Genomic DNA, 23,180 nt, shown 5'->3' with positions numbered 1-23,180 from the left:
TTTCCCGATCAGAGCAGAATGTCGGTGTAGAGCTCGGATACATCCGGCTCGGGGTCGTTCTGGGCGAAGTCAGCGCTGTCGGCAACGATGTCACGGACATCCTTGTCGATGGCCTTCAGTTCGTCCTCGCTTGCCCAGCCATGGTCGATGAGCCGTGCCTTGACCTGTTCGATCGGGTCGTGTTCGGAGCGCATCTTCTGCACTTCGTCTTTCGAACGGTATTTTGCCGGGTCGGACATGGAGTGACCACGGTAACGGTAGGTCAGCATTTCCAGAATGATCGGACCCTTGCCGGAGCGGCAATGTTCCAGCGCCTGATCGGCGGCCGCCTTGACGGCGCGCACATCCATGCCATCCACCTGGATGCCGGGAATGCCGAAGGACTGGCCGCGCAGCGAATAGTTCGACTGGGCGGTGGCGCGGGCGGTCGAGGTGCCCATGGCGTAACGGTTGTTCTCAACGATGTAGATGATCGGCAGCTTCCAGAGAGCGGCCATGTTGAAGCTCTCGTAAACCTGACCCTGGTTGGCGGCGCCGTCACCGAAATAGGTCACGGAGACATTGTCGTTGCCGCGATAGCGGTTGGCGAAGGCGAGACCGGTCCCAAGCGAAACCTGCGCACCGACGATGCCGTGACCGCCGTAGAAATGTTTCTCCTTGGAGAACATGTGCATGGAGCCGCCCTTGCCTTTCGACAGGCCGCCCCTGCGGCCGGTCAACTCGGCCATGACGCCACGCGCGCTCATGCCCAGAGCGAGCATGTGGCCGTGGTCACGGTAAGCGGTGATGACCTGATCGCCTTCCTTCTGCGACATCTGCATGCCGACAACAACGGCTTCCTGACCGATGTAGAGGTGACAGAAACCACCGATGAAGCCCATGCCATAAAGCTGGCCGGCCTTTTCTTCGAAACGGCGGATGAGAAGCATTTCACGATAAGCGTGAAGCTCTTCTTCCTTCGAGAAGTCCGGGCTGTTCTTGCCGGTAAATTCGGTTGCAGCCTTTGCCGTTGTCTTGCGGCCGGATACGGTCGCTGGTTTTCGCGGCGCCATTCATCCCTCCCTGAGTTGCCGTTTGAATGGATAGAGTGGCGCGTACCATATGCAAGAAAATGCCATGCAGCAATGCTTTAAACGCATGGCACATATTCACGCTAAAGCGCTGTGAATAAATCACAAATGATTAATTAACTTGATTTCGGTTAATTAGAAATAAGTGTTCATGATGACGATTTCGTCCGTGCGGGACATATTGAGCTGATAGCGCGAAATCTCGTCGATCATGTCCCGCTCAAGCGAGCCGTCACTCATTAATTCCACCTGCCGCTCCAGCGCCACGCGCGCCTGCGTGAGCTTTGCGAGCTCCGCAGTACGGGTAATACGCTGCCGCTCCAGCCGCTCCGTCGCCTGGAGGCCGAAGTCGCCATGAATGGAATGATACCCGAAATAGGAAAGAAAAGCGATCGTGATGGCCGGAACGATCAAGCGGCCGAATCGTCTCTTTTTATGATGTCTGGTCCACATACCGGAGAGAAGCCTTAAAACGCATAACGTGATTCTGAGACTAAGCCGGATTGTTTAACTATCCGTTGACCTTAAATTCCTGTCGGCAGATAGGCATAAAAAAGCCCGCCGGAGGGCGGGCTTGAACTGGTGACGAAGTCCTTCAATCTCTCCTTCGTCATGCTCGGGCCTGTCCCGAGCATCTGCAACGTCCCAAGTTACTGGGACATTGGCAGATCCTCGGCACAAGGCCGAGGATGACGTCGAATGTGTTGCCAGACCTGTTGTCAACCTCGGTCAGCCGGTCAGCGAGGCTCTGCCGCCCCGCGAACACACGTTACCCGCGCAGGATCGAACGGCCGGCGTAAGCGGCCTGCGGGCCCAGCATTTCCTCGATGCGGATCAGCTGGTTGTACTTTGCGAGCCGGTCGGAACGGGCAAGCGAACCGGTCTTGATCTGACCGCAATTGGTGGCGACCGCGAGATCGGCGATGGTGGAATCTTCCGTTTCGCCCGAGCGGTGCGACATGACGGCAGTGTAACCGGCCTTGTGCGCCGTTTCGACCGCATCCAGCGTCTCGGAAAGCGAACCGATCTGGTTGACCTTGACGAGGATGGAGTTGGCGACACCCATCTTGATGCCATCGCGAAGACGTGCAGAGTTGGTGACGAAAAGATCGTCGCCCACCAGCTGGCACTTGTTGCCGACGAGATCGGTCAGCGTCTTCCAGCCTTCCCAGTCGTCTTCGGCCATGCCGTCTTCGATGGAGATGATCGGATACTTGCCGACCAGATCGGCGAGATATTCAGCCATCGCGCCCGGCTCCAGCGTGCGGCCTTCGCCTTCAAGAACGTATTTTCCGTCCTTGAAGAATTCGGTCGATGCACAGTCGAGACCAACGAACATGTCGTCGCCCGGACGGTAACCGGCCTTTTCGATCGACTTCATGATGAAATCGAGTGCAGCCGGTGCGCTTTCGAGACCCGGAGCAAAACCACCCTCGTCGCCGACATTGGTGTTATGGCCCTGTGCGGACAGTTCTTTTTTCAGCGTATGGAACACTTCCGAACCCATGCGCACGGCTTCGCGGATGTTTTCTGCGCCGACCGGCAGGATCATGAATTCCTGAAAGTCGATCGGGTTGTCGGCATGCGCGCCGCCATTGATGATGTTCATCATCGGAACCGGCAGCAGATGTGCGTTCGGGCCGCCGACATAACGGTAAAGCGGCAGGCCGGAAGCCTCAGCGGCAGCCTTGGCGACTGCAAGCGATACGCCGAGGATGGCGTTGGCGCCAATGCGCGACTTGTTCGGCGTGCCGTCGAGCACGATCATCGTCTGGTCGATCTGGATCTGGTTTTCAGCGTCAAAACCGCCGATGGCGTCGAAGATTTCCGTATTAACGGCTTCGACCGCCTTTTCCACGCCCTTGCCGAGATAACGCTTGCCGCCATCGCGCAGCTCAACCGCCTCATGCGCGCCTGTCGAGGCGCCGGAGGGAACGGCAGCGCGGCCCATGGAGCCGTCTTCGAGATAAACGTCGACTTCAACGGTCGGATTGCCGCGGCTGTCGAGGATTTCGCGCGCGATGATATCGGTAATGGCAGTCATGGTCTCTCCCTTGGGAATGGAACAGATATTTTCCGTCGCCTGTCTTAGACGATGGCGAAGAAATTACAATGACGGCGGACGGCGGAAACGGCCCGCCCGCCATTAAAATCGATTGGCACAAACGGCGCCCGCCATAGCGGCCAGCCCTCAGCCTTTCGTGATGGCGTCGAAAGCCAGAAGCTTTTCGAGCAGTTTCGGCATGTCCTTCAGATGCACCATGTTGGGGCCGTCGGACGGCGCATTATCAGGGTCCTCATGGGTCTCGATGAAGAGGCCGGCCACGCCGACAGCCACCGCCGCGCGTGCCAAAGTCTCGACGAATTCACGCTGACCGCCCGTGGAGCCGCCCTGCCCGCCCGGCTGCTGCACCGAATGGGTGGCGTCGAACACGACAGGTGCGCCGAGCGCTGCCATGATCGGCAACGAGCGCATGTCGGAAACCAGCGTGTTGTATCCGAAGGACGCGCCGCGCTCGCACAGAAGTACATTCGGGTTGCCGCTCTCATTAAGCTTTGCAAGCACGTTCTTCATGTCCCAGGGCGCCAGGAACTGGCCCTTCTTGACGTTGATGACACGGCCCGTCTTGGCGGCGGCGACGAGAAGATCGGTCTGGCGGCTGAGAAAGGCCGGGATCTGCAGCACGTCCACGACTTCGGAAACGATGGCGCATTGCTCTTCGGTGTGAATGTCGGTCAGAACAGGAAAGCCGAATTCCTTCTTGAGATCGGCGAAAACCTGCATCGCGCTCTCAAGGCCGATGCCGCGTTTGCCGGAAAGCGAGGTGCGGTTCGCCTTGTCGAAAGAGGACTTGTAGACAAGCCCTATTCCCAGGTTGTCGCAAAGCTCCTTCAGGACACCGGCGATCATGAAGGCATGTTCCCGGCTTTCCATCTGGCAGGGGCCGGCAATCAGCGAAAACCGCTCGCTATTGGAAAAGGAAACCGAATTGGCGCCGTCGCCGGCGGTGACTTTGAGATTGTTCGTAACGCTCATCATTTTTCCTCGAAGGCGAATGCAACGCCCTGACCGGCGTGGCGGACACCACCAGACGGCCGTCCGCTTCTGCGCTGGAGACGCCATTAGCAGCAAGCACCGCTTCTGTCACGGCAAGATCGTCAACGGAGAAGACGATGCCTGCGCCATGCAATCGAGCGGCAGCAAGAAATGATAGAAAATCCATACCTATGAGACATCAAACCACCTCGGAAGCAATAGTTAGTAAAATCGATTACTCTAATTCAACAAGCAATAAATCAAAATAAAAATATTGACATTACTTGATAAATACTAAAAATTATCTTAAATTAAACGCAGTAATTGAGACATAAAATGTATATTGTTACAATAAATTATAATTTAACTCATAATTATTCAAGAATAATAGTATTTGCATTATTACTATTCTCAAGCATTTTCCTGCCGAGATATGAAGCCAGCGCCGCTGTCCCGGGATTCTGGGAGACGCTAGGAAAGCAGTTCTCAACCCCAGATGCAGCTTGTGAATATCAGTGGAACTATTGGGGTATGAACAACGGCTACAGCCGTTTCATCGGCGCTTTCGATCGTCCCGGCCATCCATTTTTCAAGGATTGCAGTTGGACAAGTTTCCAGTATTTGTGCCCTAAAGAAAACCGTCTTGGAGGCGGGCTTTCTGCTATTGCAAAGTGCTGGACAGTCTTACCCTCGATCGTCTCATTTGCCTGCCCTGCTGGCTACAATTCCGCTTTTCCTTATGCTTGCGTTAAAAACCCCGACTACCCACCCCAGCGTCCAGAATGCTCTTCTGCAAACGGAGGCAGACCCAACCCGTCAATAGGTAATCCGATTATTCTGGCATCGGGAACTAAATACCATGAAACGGAAGATTTCTCGACGTCAGATGGAAAACTGAGTGTATCTCGGACATACCGCTCTCAACCCCTCGGTCGCAATGCGAGCGCTCAATATATGCCAATGGGATTGCCGAGTGGGTGGCAATTCAACTTTGCAATGGAAATTCAACTTGGGACTTTTTCAGGGTCTCCCGCGTCTGGCACTGGTAACCTGACGCTTATCGCGCCAGATGGTTCTGCCTATGATTTTTCGCTAAGCAAATCCGGGGATTGGATATCCAATCCATCGTCGGGCATGACCGCTTCGGATTATTCGATCAAACATATCGGCTCCTTACCCTCCAATCTCGGAACAATAAAAAGCACTGCCACGAAATGGATCGTCACCGGTCCTGACGATCGGAAATGGTCTCTGCAAACAATGGCCCGCGTGAACTCGCCATCTATCTTCGATGTTGCACGCCCATTGTCAGTAGCCGACAGATCTGGCTACACGTGGAATTATCAATATGACAATGCAGACTATCGACTTTTGTCGATCACCGACACTTATAGCCGAGTCATCACCTTTACGTGGAGTTATTTCCATATAACGTCGCTTCCCGATATCTCTGGGTCCAGACCGTTCCCTGAGGCAATATCGAGAATTACATTTCCGGACGGTACGGCTGCTGTCTACGAATTCGACCTGCTCCCCGCCAAATCGACGCCATCAACCGCGAAAATCCAGCGCTTGATGGCCATCCGTTGGGTCGATGCTGCGAACACCACCGTGGATAGCGAAAGTTATCACTATGACGACACGAGATTCCGGCATGCGTTGACCGGAATATCAGACAATCGCGGAACTCGCACCGGAACATATAGCTATGACGCCGAGGGACGTGCCATTTCTACCGCTGGCGCAACGGGCAGCGATACCTATACGGTAGAATACGGGAAGAGTGACACACAAGACCTAAGACGAGTAACGAATCCGCTGGGGAAAAGCTCGACGTACCGCTTTTCGCACGTCGATACCAATAATTTCGAGCTTCAATTGACGGAAGTCGACGGCGAGGCCAGCTCCAACTGTGTTGCTTCCAATGTTTCGTTTACCTACGACAATAATGGCTACCTGGCCACGCAAACCGACGAAGAGGGACGAGTAACCGCCTATACTCGTGACAACAAGGGACGCACTACGAAAATCGTTGAAGCAAAGGGAACGGCCAGTGAACGATCGACAGCGATTGTTTGGCACACGACATACAACGCACCGCAACTCATATTAACGTCTGGGTTAACGACCGCGTTGGACTACGACGCCGCCGGACGCCTGAGTACCAGAACAGAAACAGATAATACAAAGCATACTGTACCTTATTCGACAAATGGCCAATCGCGGACTTGGAGCTACACTTACTCTTCGAATGGCCATTTAACGTCTGTCGATGGCCCAGCTCCCGGTCCAGCAGACAGGGTCTCCTATACTTATGATAGACATGGGAATATTGAAACATTCACCAACGAAAACGGCCACTTGTTCACCGTTCTTGCAACGAATGGCAGGGGTTTGCCGACCCTGTCACGGGACCCCAACAATATAGAAGAAGCATTGGCTTACGATGCCCGCGGCCGGTTGATATCAAGAATCGTTGACCCTTCAGGATTAGCTGCGGAAACCTCTATCGAATATGATGCCACCGGTAATATAGCCAAATTTATTGAGCCTAATGGGAGTGTTTTAAGCTTTGAGTATGACGACAACAACCGCGTAACGAAGCTTTCAAACAACATGGGCGATAGCATCACCTATACACACGACCTGATGGGCAACACGATCCTTGAGGAAACGAAGGACGCAGACAATAATAATTTCTTCAAAGAACAAAAATCCTTTGATGAACTGGGCAGGTTGTTGCAAATCGTTCGGGCCGGATCGGCAACCTGGGCATTCGGCTATGACAAAATTGGCAACAATATTTCCGTTACCGATCCCAGTAGTAACTCAAGCACATCGGCATATGATAGCTTGAACAGGCTTGTCAGCTTTTTGGATGAACGTAAAAGCGAAACCATCTGGGCCTATGGTGCCAGCGGAAAACCCGTCTCCTCGACTGATCCTCGCGAAGTAACCACCAGCTACATTCGTAATGGCTGGAATGAGGTTATTCAGGAAAACAGCAATGATATCGGAACCATTGTCTATCAGCGGAACCAACGAGGAGACATTGTCAGCCGAACGGACGCTCGCGGAATCGTAACCCAATTTTCATATGATGATGAAGCCCGACTTGTGGAGGTTACTTATCCTGCCAACCCAACATTGAATGTCACCTATACCTACGATTCCGGTAAAAACGGAATTGGTCGCCTCACTGGCGTGACAGACGCAACGGGAAAGCTCACAAAAACTTACGATTCACTGGGACGGGTCGTAGAAGAAACTCGAGCAATCGGGAGCCAGCATTACACTATATCGTATCGATGGGATTCTTCGGGACATCTGACACAGGTTACCTATCCATCGGGACGCGAAGTCGTGTACGGCCGTGACGCCAATCGCAATGTGAATACTGTTCATACGAAGTCTATCGAGGCAACTGAGAATATAGAGCTGGCGCGGTGGGTGTCCTATTCACCGTTCGGGCCTCGACAAGGTCTGCTCCATGGAAATGGGATAACGGATTGGCGTTCGTACGACGATGATAAACGGATAGTCTCGCTCGATGTTTTTGACGAAAACACGGCGCCCCGGAATGAGTTGGTTAGTCGTTGGTATGGTTATGTCGACAAGCGAAATCTGACCCACATTAGCGAAAATGTGGATCCATCTCGAAACGAAAATTATTGGTACACGTCCAATGGCTTCCTTCAAAACGCCGATGGTCCGTGGGGTAGTCTGACCTATGATATCGACGGCGCCGGTAACAGGATCCAGCGGATTCTCGATGTTGCAGGATCAACGACGACAGAGAACTATGAGATCCCCCATGACTCAAATCGGCTGAGCAAAGTTCTCTCGAATGGCATCGAAACACGCAGGTTTGGCTGGGATGCAGCGGGGAATATCGTTTCAGATATAAATGTGACAGCGAATCTAACCAAAGAATTCGGCTACAATGACGCTGGTCAACTTTCTTCAGTCGCCGTCAATGATCGTGTGACGGGGCAATACGCCTACGACTATCTGTCACGGCTTGGCGTGCGCGTACTTCCTGCAACATCGACCAAACTTCATTATATTTACGACCTCAGCGGCAACATCATCGCGGAATATAACGATAATGGCGCGCTTGGAAGAGAGTACATCTGGCTTGACGAGAGACCTTTAGCAGTGGTTGCAGACGCCGGTTCGGCGACGCCGGAAATCTACCAGGTCCACACCGATCATCTCGAACGCCCTATCATGATGACCGATAGTGCAAAAAATGTCGTCTGGCGCGCGACCTACCTGCCCTATGGGGAAGCATATACCATTCTGGGATCGGCCACGCTCGACCAACGCTTTCCGGGGCAATGGTTCCAACTGGAATCCGGTTTACACTACAATTGGCATCGCCACTACGATCCGACGACAGGCCGCTATCTCCAGGCCGATCCTCTTGGGATGCCTGATGGACCCAATCGGTGGGCCTATGTGACTAATTCGCCGTTGATGTACGTGGACCCAGAGGGACGCCAAAGAAAACCGAAACGAGGACCGATCGTATATTGCCCTGGAGTGAATGGTTATGAATGTGGCGCACCGGTTCGCCCTCCTGGTATAAGCCCCGAGTATCCGAATGTCTGCTATCAGTGCCTTTGTAGAATTGGGGAATGGCCATTTTCGGGATCACCGCCCACAGCTTTTGATTGATTGGATTAAAGATGAGAGAGATTATTGGTAATGAATTCCGGCTCATGCGAGAGGGTAAAAAACCACTCTCAATGTTTTATTATATTGAGTCCGAGGGAGATAAAGACTTAATACCTGTCGACGATTTCAAGCCATTTGTTGAGGACGGGTCGATCCTCATGGAAGAATTTATACTCCCAAATCACCAGCACCCTCGCTTTAGCGTGACTTACATTCTCTACAGCCTACGCGAGGAAGCCTGGCGTATTCCCGCCTTAAAGACGGCCCTGATAGCCCAACAAGATAACATACAACGCCCAGACGAGGGTATTGATCGAATTATTGGATTGCTACTTGGATATTCCAAAGAGGAAATTGATCAATGGGTAAAAAAGGGGATCGAATTCACTAGGATGAGGACCTGATCAAATTATTGCCGATATTGGCTTGATTACTCGCATTTTAGGGCTTGACGGCAGGGAGTTCATCATGCGCGATCTTTTCCGGCTTTATGATGAGGCTTTGCAACAATCGCGTCTCACCTTCCCAATAACCAGACTGGTGCTCGGAGTGCCGATGATCGGCGCTCCGACATTTTCAACTTACTGAAGGTCGGCTGCCGCTAGCGCAGCGTCCCGACCGAATACGGTCCTGCAAAGAGAGTCTACAACCCATGCCACCGCTCGACTACCCGCTGCATCTCCCAGCAAATATTCGAGTGTCAAATTACTTTGGGCAAATTTTCAATCAGGTTCTGATCGTACTTAAGCTCTTCTTTTCGTGAAAGAAAGTACTTAAGATGCCCCTCAAGGGGAAATCTCTTTCCTGGGTATAAGTCGATATAAATTGACCGCAAATCGATCCATCGTTCAAACAACAGAATTGTGCCAGCCTCTCTTGACGCCTGCTCTAGCTGGCATCCTGGCTCATGACGGCAATGCAAGGGTGGCAGGTAGACGGTGCGGTAAAAATCCGCTCAGTCGCAGCCCCGGGTAACGTTACGTTTCATGAAATGGTCTCAGCCAAAAATTTACGGATCAAAACATAAATACTTTTGAAAGTAAGAAACCCAATTTATTTCCGATGTCAACACAGCAATAAAACATACTATCGACACAAATACCAAATAAAAACATGAAACAAAAATAAAATTAGTAGGAAATAATTCCGTTATTATTTTATAAATAAATGATAACGAAAAATATAATATTGAAAATAACAAATAAAACTGTGGACAAATATTATTATTACAATAAATAAGATGAATTATTATTGTTATTTATTCAGCCCTGTGAAGTCTTGAGAGCATCGACACAAGGTTACAGGTCTAATGAGGGTTATCGACTTAATAGCGGTCGCACTATCTGCTCTTCTTGTCAGTTGCGAATCGTCCGAACCGGTTCGGGACATGTTTGATGAACGACTAAAACGTATCCAGACGCACGGATATCCGACGGCTCCCCTCTCAACGACGCCCCAGGTTTCGCAGTTGGGTGGCGGCGCAGCCGCATCCTTCGCTGGCGCGGCTCAAAATGGGTCCGACAGCTTCGTGTCTTCAAAAGGACCTCCCGTCAGCGTGGAAACCCGGTCTTCGGGCGAGAAGGGCTTTAGCCTCAATCTTGTCGACGCCTCTGTCGCGGCGGCGGCCAAAAGCGTGCTTGGCGATATCCTCCAGACGACCTATGTGGTCGATCCCCGCGTGAAAGGCACCGTGACGCTTCAGACGAGCCAGCCTGTGTCCCGTGACGCTCTCATAGATATTATGGAATCTGCGCTGGCCGTAAATGGCGCGGCGATCGTCCGAAAAGGCGGAACATACCAGATCGTGCCTGCCAGCGAGGCCATGCTTTCCACACCGGCCGTCACGGTGCCGCTTTCCACACCGGCAGGCCCGGGCGTTCGCGTTCAGGTCATTGAGTTGCGATATATCGGCGCCGAGGAAATGAAGAGTATTCTTGAACCGATCAGCCGACAGGGGGCCATCCTGCGGACGGATAAGACCCGCAACCTTCTGATGCTGGCCGGGACGAGTTCCGACCTCACGGCCATGAGAGACGCCATAGCCACCTTCGACGTGGACTGGATGCGCGGCATGTCTGTTGCACTGCATCCGCTCAAGGCATCGCAACCCGAAGCCGTCGCCAAGGAGCTTACCACAATCTTCGGAGCCGAGGGCGGACCCGGTTCGAACCTTATTCGCTTCATTCCCAACGAACGCCTGAATGCCGTTCTGGTTCTGACCTCCCGCGCCAGTTATCTTGCGCGTGCATCCGGCTGGATAGAAAAGCTCGACAAGCTGGCGAGCGCCAATGAAGAGCAGCTTTTCGTCTATAATATCCAGAATCGACCGGCCAAGGAACTGGCGCAGGTGCTTCAGGCGGTCTTGTCCAAACAGGAGAGCCGCGCATCGGGCGCCAATTCGGTCGCGCCCGACCTTGTTGCCGAAACCCTGACGACCGAAAAGAATGCTCCGGTGCAACCCGCCCTTTCGGCCGCAAGCGCCTATTCCGAAGCAAGCGCGGTCAAAACGTCCATCGTCGCCGACGCAGAGAACAACGCGCTTTTGATCTCAACCACGCATCGTGAATATGAGCGGGTAAAGCTGCTCCTCAGACAACTCGATGTTACGCCGACGCAAATCCTCATCGAAGCAGTGATCGCCGAGGTCACGCTGAACGACCAGCTGAAGTTCGGCCTGCGCTGGTTTTTCGAAAGCGGCAACTTCCGCGTCGGATTGTCCGATATCGCAAGCGGCGCGGCGACGCCGACCTTTCCGGGTTTCGCCTGGAGCTTCGCGACAAGCGATGTCGGCGTAACGCTCAACGCCCTTTCGAGCATAACCGACGTCAACATCGTATCCGCACCGACCCTGACGGCCCTCAACAATCAGAAAGCCACCCTTCAGGTCGGGGATCAGGTTCCGATCGTCACACAGCAATCAACCTCCACCGTTACCGGAGATTCCGCCGTTGTCAGTTCCATCGAACTCAAGGACACCGGCGTCATTCTCAAAGTGCTGCCTCGCGTGAACACGTCCGGACGCGTCATGCTCGACATCGAACAGGAAGTGTCCAACGTCGTACGGACCACGACATCAGGCATAGATTCGCCAACCATCCAGCAGCGCAAGCTGTCGACCCGCGTGATCGTGGGTGACAATGAAAGCCTGGCGCTCGGCGGCCTCATCCAGCAGCACAATTCCCTCACACGGTCGCAGGTGCCGCTGCTCGGCAAAATCCCCCTTTTGGGCAACGCCTTCAAGAACAAGGAAGACCGGATCGCAAAAACCGAATTGATCATTTTCATCAAGCCCCGGATCGTTCGCGATATCTGGCAGGCCAGGGAAGTCACGGCGGAATTTCGTCAACAGCTCGGCTTCGGCTCAGGGCTTCGCAAAGTTCGAGGGGGCGCAAACGAGCTCCATCAGGACGTAAAACGTCTGGCGTTTTGATGGAGCCGACAAATGTCCAATGGCTGCTCGGCCTTATGATGATCGTCCTCACCATCCGCATTGCTTGGGTGGACATTCATGAGATGCGAATTCCCAATGCGTTGAACTATATTCATTCCGGCCTCGGTATTCTCAACCAGTTCCTGTTCGGCTTCAGCCATCTTGCCGCCGCTCTCGGTGGCGCTTTGGCAACGCTGTTGCTCCTCTACCTCATTCGCTTCCTGCATAAACGGCTGCGCGGACGCATCGGGCTGGGGCTAGGCGATGTCAAGCTCGCCGGGGCGAGCGCGCTGTGGCTCGGCCCGGCTGGCATCCCACTGTACCTGTTTATAGCGAGCGTGGCGGCCCTTATCTTCGCAACCACCGCGGCATTGTTCTGCCGTTTCGACCTTCGCAATACTCGCATTCCATTCGCCCCCTTTCTCGGGCTTTCCCTTATCCTCGTCTGGATGACGGACACCATCCTCCTCACCACAATCGGAGACTGAACAGCTCATGACCACATTGGGGGCTGCGGCCAACCAAACACGCGATGACGCCGAGCACGAAGCCGGCTTCACGATGGTGGAATTGCTTGTCGTCCTGGCGATTATCGGGCTGGTTGCCGCCATCGCCGCACCGCAGGTTCTAGGCTATCTGGGGTCGGCGCGGGTGGACACCGCCAAGGTTCAGATGAGAAACCTGCAATCCGCCCTCGAACTCCTCTACATCGATATCGGTCGTTACCCTTCTGCCGATGAGGGGCTGGACGCTCTTGTCACGCCCCCGGAAAGCTATACCGCCTGGAACGGCCCCTATATCAAGCAATCATCCGCATTGGTTGACCCTTGGGGAGCACCCTACCAATACAAGGCGCCAGCCGGCTCGGCATCGCCGACGGTCGGGTCGTTCGGGCGGGATGGAAAGGCCGGCGGTGAAGGCCTCGACGCGGATATCGCGCTTTAATCGCGGACGGTAAGTCGCTTCCTCTCCCTCGGGGATCAGCGTCCAGCACGAATCTGCACCAGACGCGTCGTGCTGCGATCCCGGAGGTCGCGTCTTGTCGTCACCTCAAAGCGAACAGCTAATGGCAATTCCGCAGGCTCAGACCATTCATCCCGCCAGTCGGATGGGGTGATGTCGTCGACATCCTCACGACCCTTGTACCAGAACCTGATGGAGGTTTGCTCCGACAGCGTCAGGGTTTCCGGCAGGCGCCCGGCATCGCTCACACGCCGCGGATGGAGCTCCAGAACCAGCTGGCCATTCGCCTCTTCATGCGTAAGAACGGCATCTCTCAGACCGAAAGCCGACACGCCGACACGCATGACGCCGACAAAGGTGATCCTGCCGGCGGTTCCTCTAAGCAGAAATCGTTTCTGAGGATTGTCCTGGGACAAAGGAAGATATCGTGCGGCGCCAATCATCCTCTCCACCGCACCCGCTAAAGCCTCAAGTTCGACTGCCGCATCGTTGTCTTTCTGCGCGACCTGGATCGACCGCAATTGCGATGTCAGCGCGACGGCGACGAGCGACAGGGCGGCGACGAGGGAAAGGGTTACGAGCACCTCGACAAGGGTAAAACCCGCATCGCCGCGCTCTGTCGGCCTATGGTGGGGCCGGAGCATCCTTCGGCAACGCTTCATCGATCAACGACCCCGCGCTCTATCAGGACGTCTGCCGCCTGCGAGCCATCGTTACGAAAAAGCCGCAAGCGCTCCAGCATCGGCCCGCCATTCCATCCAGTCTCTTCAATGCCCGTCACGGTCCATCGAAAGCCGTCGACAATGCCTTCCCTCGCACTATCCGCTTTACGGTCGAAAAATCTCTGAAAAACAATCGCGGATGTCACCCGCTTCGCCGCAACCCGTTCACGCGCAGATCCGATGCTTTTTGAACCCAGCTGAATTGTCTGGAGCACAATTACGGCGCCCAGAGACAGGATTGCAAAAGCGCAGAGGACTTCGACCAAGGTAAATCCGTCCTCGGATACGCGCCCGGCCCTAGCCATGATTGCCTCCGGAATTTTTCACGAAGGGAATGCCGGTCAGCCAGGGAATGGACAGGTGAGCCGATGCCTGTGCGCTCTTGAAGGATACCTCCCCTCCAGATGATGAACCATCAGGCAGGAATATAATCGTGGCTCGCCTTTCTGCGCGCACCAGCTCGCGACCGGTCACCACGGTCATTTCCATATGGGCCGGCACGGAAAGCAACCTGTCGCCCCGCTCGTTCGAGATCGTTCTGGCAACCATATCGACGACCAGCGGCCGTTGCCGGCGGCTGTTGATCGCATCCAGCCGGACGAACTGGATCAGGTGGGCGACATCGCTCGCCAGGGCGGCCGGAGATTTTGGACGTTGCGTTGCCTGAAATCCAAAAAACGCGATCATCGCGGTCATCGACAAGATCGCGACGACGACGATCATCTCCACCAGTGAAAAGCCTTCCTCTTCAGGTAGCATAGGCCCTTCGGCGCGATACATCATATTGTGCTCATCTGGTTTATGCTCAGCAACGCGCTCATCACCGAGACCACAAGGGCGCCTATGAGCAAGCCCATGAAGATGGTGATGCAGGGCGTCATGAGACCAAGCATCGTCTTCTGCGTCCGCATCGCCTCCTCCTCTAGAAGCGAGGCCGACCGCTCAAGAATGCGCGGCAAGCTGTTTACCTCGTCGCCAATAGCCACCAGCGAGGAAACCGAACGCGGAAAAATCCGCGCCTCCAGCAGCGCTTCCGAAAGACGCTCGCCTCCAACCACCCGCTCCCGCATCGCCTCAAGCACAATTCTGTAGGATGGGATAGGACACACCTTCGCCGACAGTACGAGAGCCTTCTGCATTGCGACGCCATTTCCGAGCAGGAGCGCGAGGCTGCGCATATATCGCGCCAGCCCCTGTTTTCTAACGAGATCGCCGATCATAGGCGTCACCAGCACGAGCCGCGTCGCGAGAGACCGAAGCCTTTGCCGACCGCTCTTGCGGAAGGAAAAAAGCAACAGAAAAGCCACGACGAGCGCGGCCGGCACAGCCCAGGTCCGCATTGCCGTGCCGATTGCATCGAGCACACGGATCAGCGGTGGAGGATGCGTGTTTGCGCCTTCAAAGACCGGCAAAACGGCCGGCACGAGGAAGATCGTGACGATCGCCAAGGCGGCGAATGTCAGCAGGAGAAGGAACGCCGGATAGGTGAGCGCTTCCAGCATCTGACTTCGCCGGTTGCGACGCATCTCGAGGTCGGCTGCGATGACGGCGCAGACGACATGGAGTTTACCCGTGTGTTCAGCGCTCAAAATCAGCGCAGATATTCCCGGACTATCCTCTTCCATCCGCGCAAAGGCTTCCGACGGGCTCATGCCGTTTGAGAGGCGTGCGAGCGATTCCGCCGCGAGCGCTTGATTGCCCCCGTTGCCCGCCTCCTCTGCGATTGCTTTCAGAGCACGGTCCAAACCCAGCCCCGCCTCCATGAGCAGCGCGAGATCATAGAAGAAGCGCTGCAGGTCGACGCGCCGCTCAAGAAATGACGGCAATCGAACAGACCGGCGCTCCGCCCGTTCCGCCGACAGACCAAGTTGCAGGACACGAACCCCATCGGCCTTGAGCCGTTGCGTCGCCTCCGAGGCGCTTGGCGCCTCGATCAGACCACGCCGCTTCGATCCATCCCTCGTATAACCCACATAATTGAACCCCGGCATGCTAGGCTCCCTGAAGGTCGATGACGCGCGAAACCTCGCCCGATGTCGTCACTCCAGCAGTGACAAGCGCATGGGCATGCTCGCGCATGCTTCGCATACCCACCTGCTGTGCCGCCATTTCGAGGGCATTTTCGTCGTCTTTTCTGGAAATCGAATCGCGCAACGCATCCGTGATTTCCATGATCTCATAGACGGCTTGCCGTCCGGCCAAACCGGAGCCGCCACAAATGGCACACATCGTCTCGCTGTCGTTACTCCGGCATTCCTCGCACACCCTGCGAACCAGCCTCTGGCCGATGATCCCCCGCAAAGTTGCGGCAAGAAGGTAGCTTTCGATCCCCATGTCGCGAAGCCGGCTGATAGCCCCGGCGGCGCTGTTGGTATGCAGCGTCGATAGAACAAGATGACCGGTCAGCGCCGCCTGCACGGCGATCCTGGCCGTCTCCTCATCGCGGATTTCCCCAATCAGGATGCCGTCAGGGTCCTGCCGGAGAACTGAACGCAGGGCTGAAGCGAAGGTCAGACCAATCCCCGGATCGACCTGCAACTGGGTAATTCCCTTCATCCGATACTCGACGGGATCTTCAACCGTGAAGAACTTCCACCTCGGATCGTTGATGTCGTTTAGAATGGAGTAGAGTGTCGTCGTCTTGCCGGAACCCGTTGGCCCGGTGACGAGAAATATCCCGTTCGGTTTGCGCGTAATGGCCGCGATCGCCGCAGTGGCCTGCTCATCAAATCCAAGGGCACCCAATTCGAGGCGCACATTCGAGCGATCGAGAATTCGCATGACAACGGTTTCGCCGTGGACGCTAGGCGTCACGGAGACTCGAAAATCAATCTCCTGCCCGCGAACGGATGCCCGCAGCCGCCCGTCCTGGGGTAAGCGTCGCTCCGCAATATTGAGCCGCGACAATATCTTGATCCGGCTCGTTATACCGGCCGCCATCGGTCTCGGCACGGTCTCCAGGGTCTGAAGAATGCCGTCTGCCCGCAAACGAATTCTCACAATATCCTCAAAAGGCTCGATATGAATATCCGTCGCTTTGCCATCGACGGCCCGCTGAATGATTCTGGATACGAAGCGAATGACCGGCGCCTCTTTCGCAATGTCGAGCAACCGGTCGACGTCCTCCTCGCCTGCAACGTCATGGGACCCGGAAAAATCACTGTCGTCTCCCACGGCTTTACGGACCCGAAAAAACTCCTCAATCGTCGATCTCGGCGCGACAATGAGCGGAAGACGCCCCCCCATCAGAAATTCGATCGCTTCTATGGCCGGGCGGCTAAAAGGGTCCGCAACGATGAGGGAGAGCGCCCCTTTCTCTCCTGTTATGGGCAGAAGTGCATTCCTCGCTGCAAAATCCGTACCCATCCGTTCCAGCATCTCACTGTCTGACTCGAAAACCGATTGCGCGCAGCCGATCATGCAGAAATCTGCAATCGCCTGCGCGAGTTCGGCTTCCGGCATCAGCCCGAGTTCACGCATGACAACATCGATCGCTTGACCTGTGGCGCGCCAGGCGGAGGACAACCGTTGAAGCGCCTCGGGTGTCAACCTTGAGCTGGTGCCGAGATGCGCGAGAAACTCATCCGAAGTCGGAAATATGTTGGTCACAGGATCATCTCACCAACCGTCTGCGCCAATGTCGGCCCCAGGAGTTCCAGGCAGGGAGCCGGTCGACCGGGCAGACCGGTCTCTTCAGCGAACTCCTCAAACCCGGGTATGGCGGCATCGAGCACCGGAGCACCATTGCCCACACGAAATATGCCGGCATAACCAAAATCCAGCCGCTCTCCGCGCCGGAGGCCGACGACAACTGTCAGCGCCCGCCATGGACCGGCATTGTTGACCAGGAATGGCATGGACCGACCCTGACCCGCCGAGGCAAGCTGTCGCAATTCGTCGGACGCCTGATCTGGCTGAAGGGTGCCGGTTTGCGTATGAACCGTAAATGTTCCTGCCAGACGCAGGACGGAAACGGCACGCAATGCGAGGAAATCATGCAGCTCGGCGACATCTTCGAATGCCGCATGTTTAAGACCAGCGGGGTCTAGCGCGAGATCCAGATTCGCACCTGTGGTCATGTCTCCGATCCTGCGATAGCGGAGAACGCCGAGAGAAAGCGACCGCGCTTCGTCACCCGAATAACCCAGGGATTGGAAACCCAGGTTCAACAGATCGGCGCCGGCGGCATTAAGGTCGATCAGCCCGGCATGGTCCTGGATCCGCACTTCAAGTCGATTTTCTCCCCATCGGCAGCTCGCATTTTCGTCCGTTGGAAGTGCTCCGCCACGACCACCGCCTGACATTTGCTTGGCGGCGACGTAGGGCGCCAGAGCCTGCGCTAATTTCTGATCCTCAAACGCGCGCAGTTCATTGCCGGTCGTCAGCGCGCGCAGTCGCGCCGACAGAGAAAACGGCAGCAGAATGGCTGACACGACCAGCAACAAGCCCAGGACAGCGACAAGGGCGAAACCGTCCCGTCCACTCGCATCCTCATTGGCCATTCGGTACGCCCTTGTCTTTCCCCGCTTCAGGTGTCTCCTCCACGGGCGCAAAAAGCGCATATGTCGCCTTCTGTTCGCCATTGGCGAGAATGAGCGTATCCCTGCCCACCTCCTCCACGACCCAGCCCTGAAGCTGATCGCCGGCACTGAGCCATATTGCCGGCTGTACCGGATCAAGTGCGACAAGCGCGCTGGCCTGGGAACCGAACAATCTCGTTCCCTGAAAGCTGAATTGCGGTCGAAGCGCTTGCTCTGTGGGCTGCGTCGCAACAACTTCCTCTACCGGTTTTGAGGTCGTCCGTGGGATTTCGGCCACGAATTCTCTCCGGGTTTGGCTGAAGAGCGGACGCGCAAGCGTGTGTGAAATCTTGATGTCACCGCCGAATTGACTTTGGGTCGAGGTCGCCTGCCCTTTCGTGGTCGCTTCCGTAAACGGCCCTGGCTCCAGCGCCGATATGTCGACTACTTCCTGATAAAAGAACCAGTTGACCATGAGAAGAACTGCGAGCGTTACCGACGGAGCAGTCCAGTGCAGATGCTTCAGCAACGGTCTGATCATGGCGCGCCCGCCTTTCGCCCGGTCGAAGCCGTAGGGTCAAGTACGCCTAAAAAGCTCAACTGCACGCTCAATTCAACCGGACCGGGGGATCGTCCCTGATTGACGACACGAACCACCATCTCGCGAACGATCAGATAAGGTTTACCGGTCTCGAGTTGCAGCAAGGCGCCATGGATCGCTTTCAACGATCCCTGCATGTTGGCGCGAATGCCAACGTAACGCACGCCGTCCAGTTCGACAGATGGAATACCGCCCGAGGAAAGCACAGTCACCATCGCGGTGCCAGCGAGCGAATTCAGTCTGTTTTGCAGGTTCGCCTGCATAACGGCTTCGTTTTCACCGACAAGAAACTCGGAAGCGGTTGCAGAGGTAGTCGGCTGCTTTAGCATCGCTCTGCCGACGGCAATTGTCGCCTCGAAGCGAGCAAGCGCGATGCGGTTTTCTTCAATTGCGGCAGCGTTCCCATTCAACAGGCTGAAAGCGAGCCAGATCAACGCCGAGACGCCAACGGCAATTACAAAAACGATGGAACCGGCAATCGCACGTTGCAAAGCCACTGAAAGGTTCATGACCCGGATCAAGAGATCGGTCATTGGCGTCCAACCTTTATATGAATAGTGAAACGCTCACCATCCTGGCCGGGCACCCGCATGACCGGCGCCGTAAAACGCGGATCGTGAAAAACTGCGGAGGCCCCGAGCATACCGATCAGGTCAGCCGCCGCCCTGGAAAAGCCGGTAATCGAGACCACATCTTCGCGGAGGGTTAAATCTGATAGCCATGTCGAATCCGGCAGTATGCGCGTCAGTTCCTCCCAAAGCGCCGAGGCGGGCACGGTCTTGATTTTCGCCGCCCGCGCGGCCTGAAGCAGCCGCTCCTCCCTCTGCAGTGCGTCGACATCCTTCCTGACCGCCAGTGCCTCACGACGGCGCTCATCGACAAGGATCGCAAGTCTCGCCCCCGCCTCGACCGTGCGTGCATAGGCGTGGCCGAATGTGGCGATCGCGACCAGAAGCACCAAAAGGGAAAAGCCGGCTGACAAACGTTTTTTCACCGACCAACGGGGTGACTGATCCGCAATCGATCGCGCGCTTTCGCGAGCAACCTCCTCCGCCTGACCTTCGTTTTCCATCAGGATCCGGTCAATCCGGCGCCCCGACGAATGGATGGCACCCAGGACCGGTTCCAGAACCTCTTTTTTGACAATGAAATAATCCGTGCCGTGCCCATCGCTAGCTAAACCAAAGAAAACATGCACCTGGCCGATCAGAAAAGGCATGTGCTCACTGATTTCCAGCGACCACAACTCGCTCGCACGTGTGAAAGGCAACCTCTTCGAGGCAAGATTTCTTCGCAGATAACTATCCCTACCGATTGTCAGTGTGACGGCAGTCTTCCGTTCGATCTCAGCCAGCAGGGCCGGTATGCGTGACGCATCAATTGGAACAAGCGCGCCTGTTCCCATATCGCAGGCAAGCCCGACACCAGAGACATGCAGATTGACGGCTTCCGTTGATCGAGCCTGAAAAAACCCGGCTAAAACCGGAATCTTCGAGAGCGTCTCTCCAAGCCAAATTAAAATATCTCGCCAAAGGTAGCCGCTCACACCACTCCTCTACTTACCCCCAACGGGAACCTTTAAATCAGAGAATCTTTAGATATTTTTTCTACCTTGGCAAAATCTCAAAGTTACTTCAAACAATATCTGAAAAAATCATAAAAACATAAATGCATTATATAATAAATAAATTATACAATCTTCCTATTTTACTATTATTATAAAATAATTAACCATATAATACAGTGAAATCCGAAAGTAAGAAAATCACCCCTGTGTTAGACCTGCTGCGATCAGCACTTTACCACCCCCATAAGTCGTGGCAAAGTGCTGGAGGCCGCAAGCTCACTCACCGGCACGCATCGAGACGGTTGATCGCCTCGACATTTTTCGCCGAAGATCCTTTCGGGTCGAAATCCTATGCCAGCCAGGTGTCTACGATGGTTTTTGCCAGTTCCGGGCCGATCACGCGGGCGCCCACGGTGATGATCTGGGCGTTGTTGAATTCCCAATCACGACATCGCAGAACATTGAATCGTGAGAAGGTTCCCAATATATTCTGCCTAATCAATCACTTGGCATCTCAGTCGGAATGACAAATTCCAAAGATTCCCAAAAAGCTGATTGAGTAACCCTTTTTCCGGTAAAAGAGCTAATAAAAACAACAAAACTTTGGGGTCTTAATTCCAGCTCATCTACCAGAGTTTTTGCCGCGCCATTCCCGTTTTGTTTTCGCGCCTCCAACAGCTTCACGAAATTTTAGGGGATTGCGGAACACATATGGAACATATAGTGTTCGTTCTGTATTTGTTTCGCGACTTCAACGACGATTCTAAAGGGTGTTTTCCTCATGCTCACGCGCAAACAGCAGGAATTGCTTCTCTTCATTCATGAAAGAATGAAAGAGTCCGGCGTGCCGCCCTCCTTCGATGAAATGAAGGATGCACTCGATCTTGCCTCCAAATCCGGTATCCACCGGCTGATCACCGCCCTCGAAGAACGCGGGTTTATTCGCCGGCTACCGAACAGGGCGCGAGCGCTGGAAGTCATCAAGCTGCCCGAGGCCTATACGCCGGGTGCAAGGCCGCAACGCGGCTTTTCTCCAAGCGTCATCGAAGGCAGCCTTGGCAAGCCCAAGGCGCCGGAAGCGGCACCTGCCCCCAAGGCGCCCGCCAACGATCTCGGTGGGGCCGTCACCGTGCCGGTCATGGGCCGAATCGCCGCCGGCGTGCCGATTTCCGCCATCCAGAACAACACCCACGATGTGGCCGTGCCTGTTGATATGCTCGGCTCGGGCGAACATTACGCTCTTGAGGTCAAGGGCGACTCGATGATCGAGGCCGGCATTTTTGATGGCGATACGGTTATCATTCGCAACGGCAATACGGCAAATCCGGGCGATATCGTCGTAGCGCTGGTGGATGATGAAGAAGCGACCCTGAAGCGTTTCCGTCGCAAGGGCGCATCCATTGCTCTGGAAGCGGCTAACCCCGCCTATGAGACCCGCATTTTCGGGCCGGACCGGGTGAAAATTCAGGGCAAGCTGGTTGGGCTGATCCGCCGTTACCATTGATCCAAGATATGGGACCGCGGTCCCTTTCGCTGCGGGCGCTATCGAGAGGATGGCGCTCCCCTTATCGAGCTTTGCAGCTTGTTTCTTGCAACGATGTGGTTCTGCAGAAGTGACAAGCGACATCATCTGGCAGGTCCGCGCATCTTTTGTCGCGAAGGCCTGCAGGCAGCGGTAAGAAACAGCTGATTGAAAATGAGCATCCTTAATTTCGTTGAGAAAGGATGCAGGTCGTCAGTCTCGTCGCGGTGTGTTTCGCCGTCATCGCCGAGTGGTGACGTGCAGGTGCTTCTTTTCTTCCCGCCCCCATTCATCAATAGGGCTTATGGGAGCCATGGAATATTTGCAATATTCCTGGGCCCATCCGCCGGTATAGAAATGCGCATCATATCGGGGAACACGCCATGTACGATCTTTATATCGCCAACAAGAACTATTCCTCATGGTCATTGCGGCCGTGGGTATTGATGCGCACGCTCGGCATTGCTTTCGATGAAAAACTCGTTCCCTTCGGCGAAGGCGTTTCCTTCTCCACCTTTTCTCCAACCGGCAAGGTGCCCTGCCTTGTTGATGAAGGCGTGACGGTTTGGGAATCATTGTCGATCGCCGAATATCTGGCGGAGCGACACCAGGGCGTCTGGGCAAGCGACAAGCAGGCAAGAGCATGGTCGCGTTCGGCTGCGAGCGAAATGCATGCGGGCTTTTTCTCGCTGCGCAATCTCTATCCGATGTCGGTCGGCATTCGCGTGAAACCGAAGGGTGGCAATACCGGGCTTGCGGCCGACATAAAGCGCATCGATGCGCTGTGGAGCGAAGGCCTTACAAAATTCGGCGGCCCCTTTCTTGCCGGCCAGAAATTTACGGCGGTCGATGCCTTTTTCTGTCCGGTGGCTTTCCGTTTCCAGACCTACGGTGCGGAACTTTCGCCCGCAGCGAAAGCCTATTGTGACCGGCTGCTCGCCTTGCCCGCCATGCGCGAATGGTACGAGGCGGGCCTCAAGGAAACCTGGCGCGACGCGGCGCATGAAGAAGAAATCGGCGGGATCGGCGAATTGACGGCGGATCTGCGCATCAAGGCGTGACGGCCCA

The 23,180-nt window shown here is 55.1% G+C and carries 20 protein-coding genes and 2 pseudogenes; 7 read left to right on the top strand and 15 right to left on the bottom strand.

Features of this window, described 5'->3' with window-relative positions:
* Window positions 1-8 precede the first annotated feature (8 nt).
* From pdhA to CFB10_RS24160, 5 genes and pseudogenes are all read right to left on the bottom strand, one after another.
* Window positions 9-1,052, bottom strand: coding sequence for a pyruvate dehydrogenase (acetyl-transferring) E1 component subunit alpha (gene pdhA / locus CFB10_RS00980; protein WP_020012450.1), 1,044 nt, complete (start codon window positions 1,050-1,052; stop codon window positions 9-11).
* Window positions 1,053-1,205: 153 nt separating this feature from the next.
* Window positions 1,206-1,523: a septum formation initiator family protein gene (locus tag CFB10_RS00975; RefSeq protein WP_003502598.1), complete on the bottom strand. Its 318-nt coding sequence runs from the start codon at window positions 1,521-1,523 to the stop codon at window positions 1,206-1,208.
* Between the two features lie 316 nt (window positions 1,524-1,839).
* On the bottom strand, window positions 1,840-3,114 hold the full coding sequence (gene eno / locus CFB10_RS00970) for a phosphopyruvate hydratase (RefSeq protein WP_020012448.1): 1,275 nt from the start codon (window positions 3,112-3,114) through the stop codon (window positions 1,840-1,842).
* A 147-nt stretch (window positions 3,115-3,261) separates the two neighbouring features.
* Window positions 3,262-4,107 carry a 3-deoxy-8-phosphooctulonate synthase gene (gene kdsA, locus CFB10_RS00965; protein ID WP_026364087.1) on the bottom strand — a complete coding sequence of 282 codons (846 nt, stop codon included), beginning with the start codon at window positions 4,105-4,107 and terminating at the stop codon, window positions 3,262-3,264.
* Window positions 4,107-4,261 (bottom strand): annotated as a pseudogene (locus CFB10_RS24160) (VOC family protein); the annotation flags it as partial. The gene kdsA and the pseudogene CFB10_RS24160, both read right to left, overlap by 1 nt.
* A gap of 182 nt (window positions 4,262-4,443) precedes the next feature.
* Here CFB10_RS24160 and CFB10_RS00955 point away from each other — a divergent pair.
* The 5 genes from CFB10_RS00955 (at window position 4,444) to gspG (ending at window position 13,162) form a co-directional block, all read left to right on the top strand.
* Window positions 4,444-8,787: an RHS repeat-associated core domain-containing protein gene (locus CFB10_RS00955; RefSeq protein ID WP_081629714.1), complete on the top strand. Its 4,344-nt coding sequence runs from the start codon at window positions 4,444-4,446 to the stop codon at window positions 8,785-8,787.
* Window positions 8,788-8,798: 11 nt separating this feature from the next.
* A complete protein-coding gene (locus tag CFB10_RS00950; protein WP_020012445.1) occupies window positions 8,799-9,191 on the top strand; it encodes a hypothetical protein in 393 nt (130 codons plus the stop codon).
* Window positions 9,192-10,342: 1,151 nt separating this feature from the next.
* Window positions 10,343-12,217: a type II secretion system secretin GspD gene (gspD, locus tag CFB10_RS00945; protein WP_020012444.1), complete on the top strand. Its 1,875-nt coding sequence runs from the start codon at window positions 10,343-10,345 to the stop codon at window positions 12,215-12,217.
* A gap of 35 nt (window positions 12,218-12,252) precedes the next feature.
* A complete protein-coding gene (locus CFB10_RS00940; protein WP_170940885.1) occupies window positions 12,253-12,705 on the top strand; it encodes an A24 family peptidase in 453 nt (150 codons plus the stop codon).
* A gap of 7 nt (window positions 12,706-12,712) precedes the next feature.
* Entirely contained in the window at window positions 12,713-13,162 is a 450-nt protein-coding gene (gspG, locus tag CFB10_RS00935) for a type II secretion system major pseudopilin GspG (RefSeq protein WP_020012442.1), read from the top strand.
* A gap of 35 nt (window positions 13,163-13,197) precedes the next feature.
* Here gspG and CFB10_RS00930 read toward each other — a convergent pair whose 3' ends face one another.
* The 10 genes and pseudogenes from CFB10_RS00930 to CFB10_RS00885 form a co-directional block, all read right to left on the bottom strand.
* Window positions 13,198-13,824, bottom strand: a complete 627-nt coding sequence (locus tag CFB10_RS00930; RefSeq protein ID WP_020012441.1) for a prepilin-type N-terminal cleavage/methylation domain-containing protein — start codon at window positions 13,822-13,824, stop codon at window positions 13,198-13,200.
* Window positions 13,825-13,838: 14 nt separating this feature from the next.
* Complete coding sequence (locus CFB10_RS00925) at window positions 13,839-14,207, bottom strand: prepilin-type N-terminal cleavage/methylation domain-containing protein (RefSeq protein WP_020012440.1); 369 nt, start codon at window positions 14,205-14,207, stop codon at window positions 13,839-13,841.
* Complete coding sequence (locus CFB10_RS00920) at window positions 14,200-14,685, bottom strand: prepilin-type N-terminal cleavage/methylation domain-containing protein (RefSeq protein WP_081629712.1); 486 nt, start codon at window positions 14,683-14,685, stop codon at window positions 14,200-14,202. Before CFB10_RS00920 ends, CFB10_RS00925 begins: the two co-directional genes overlap by 8 nt.
* Window positions 14,682-15,893 (bottom strand): type II secretion system F family protein, encoded by a 1,212-nt coding sequence (locus CFB10_RS00915; RefSeq protein WP_020012438.1) that lies wholly within the window; start codon window positions 15,891-15,893, stop codon window positions 14,682-14,684. Before CFB10_RS00915 ends, CFB10_RS00920 begins: the two co-directional genes overlap by 4 nt.
* A gap of 1 nt (window position 15,894) precedes the next feature.
* The gene (locus CFB10_RS00910; RefSeq protein ID WP_020012437.1) at window positions 15,895-17,511 is read right to left on the bottom strand and encodes a GspE/PulE family protein; all 1,617 of its coding nucleotides are present in this window, start codon (window positions 17,509-17,511) and stop codon (window positions 15,895-15,897) included.
* Window positions 17,508-18,404: a hypothetical protein gene (locus CFB10_RS00905; protein ID WP_051091654.1), complete on the bottom strand. Its 897-nt coding sequence runs from the start codon at window positions 18,402-18,404 to the stop codon at window positions 17,508-17,510. The genes CFB10_RS00910 and CFB10_RS00905 overlap by 4 nt, the downstream gene beginning before the upstream one ends.
* The gene (locus CFB10_RS00900) at window positions 18,394-18,963 is read right to left on the bottom strand and encodes a hypothetical protein (protein WP_020012435.1); all 570 of its coding nucleotides are present in this window, start codon (window positions 18,961-18,963) and stop codon (window positions 18,394-18,396) included. The genes CFB10_RS00905 and CFB10_RS00900 overlap by 11 nt, the downstream gene beginning before the upstream one ends.
* Complete coding sequence (gspM, locus tag CFB10_RS00895) at window positions 18,960-19,556, bottom strand: type II secretion system protein GspM (protein WP_020012434.1); 597 nt, start codon at window positions 19,554-19,556, stop codon at window positions 18,960-18,962. The genes CFB10_RS00900 and gspM overlap by 4 nt, the downstream gene beginning before the upstream one ends.
* On the bottom strand, window positions 19,553-20,569 hold the full coding sequence (locus tag CFB10_RS00890; RefSeq protein ID WP_141097692.1) for a PilN domain-containing protein: 1,017 nt from the start codon (window positions 20,567-20,569) through the stop codon (window positions 19,553-19,555). Before CFB10_RS00890 ends, gspM begins: the two co-directional genes overlap by 4 nt.
* 301 nt (window positions 20,570-20,870) lie before the next feature.
* Window positions 20,871-21,023: pseudogene (locus tag CFB10_RS00885) on the bottom strand (RpiB/LacA/LacB family sugar-phosphate isomerase); the annotation flags it as partial.
* Between the two features lie 348 nt (window positions 21,024-21,371).
* Between CFB10_RS00885 and lexA the strand changes: the two are divergent.
* Window positions 21,372-22,094 carry a transcriptional repressor LexA gene (gene lexA / locus CFB10_RS00880; RefSeq protein ID WP_020012431.1) on the top strand — a complete coding sequence of 241 codons (723 nt, stop codon included), beginning with the start codon at window positions 21,372-21,374 and terminating at the stop codon, window positions 22,092-22,094.
* Between the two features lie 401 nt (window positions 22,095-22,495).
* Complete coding sequence (locus CFB10_RS00875; RefSeq protein ID WP_020012430.1) at window positions 22,496-23,173, top strand: glutathione S-transferase family protein; 678 nt, start codon at window positions 22,496-22,498, stop codon at window positions 23,171-23,173.
* Window positions 23,174-23,180: the final 7 nt, after the last annotated feature.

Origin of the sequence: Agrobacterium sp. 719_389, from assembly GCF_900188475.1 — a bacterium.
In the GTDB taxonomy this organism is placed as follows: domain Bacteria; phylum Pseudomonadota; class Alphaproteobacteria; order Rhizobiales; family Rhizobiaceae; genus Agrobacterium; species Agrobacterium radiobacter.
This window is presented reverse-complemented; position numbering and strand designations above follow the sequence as displayed.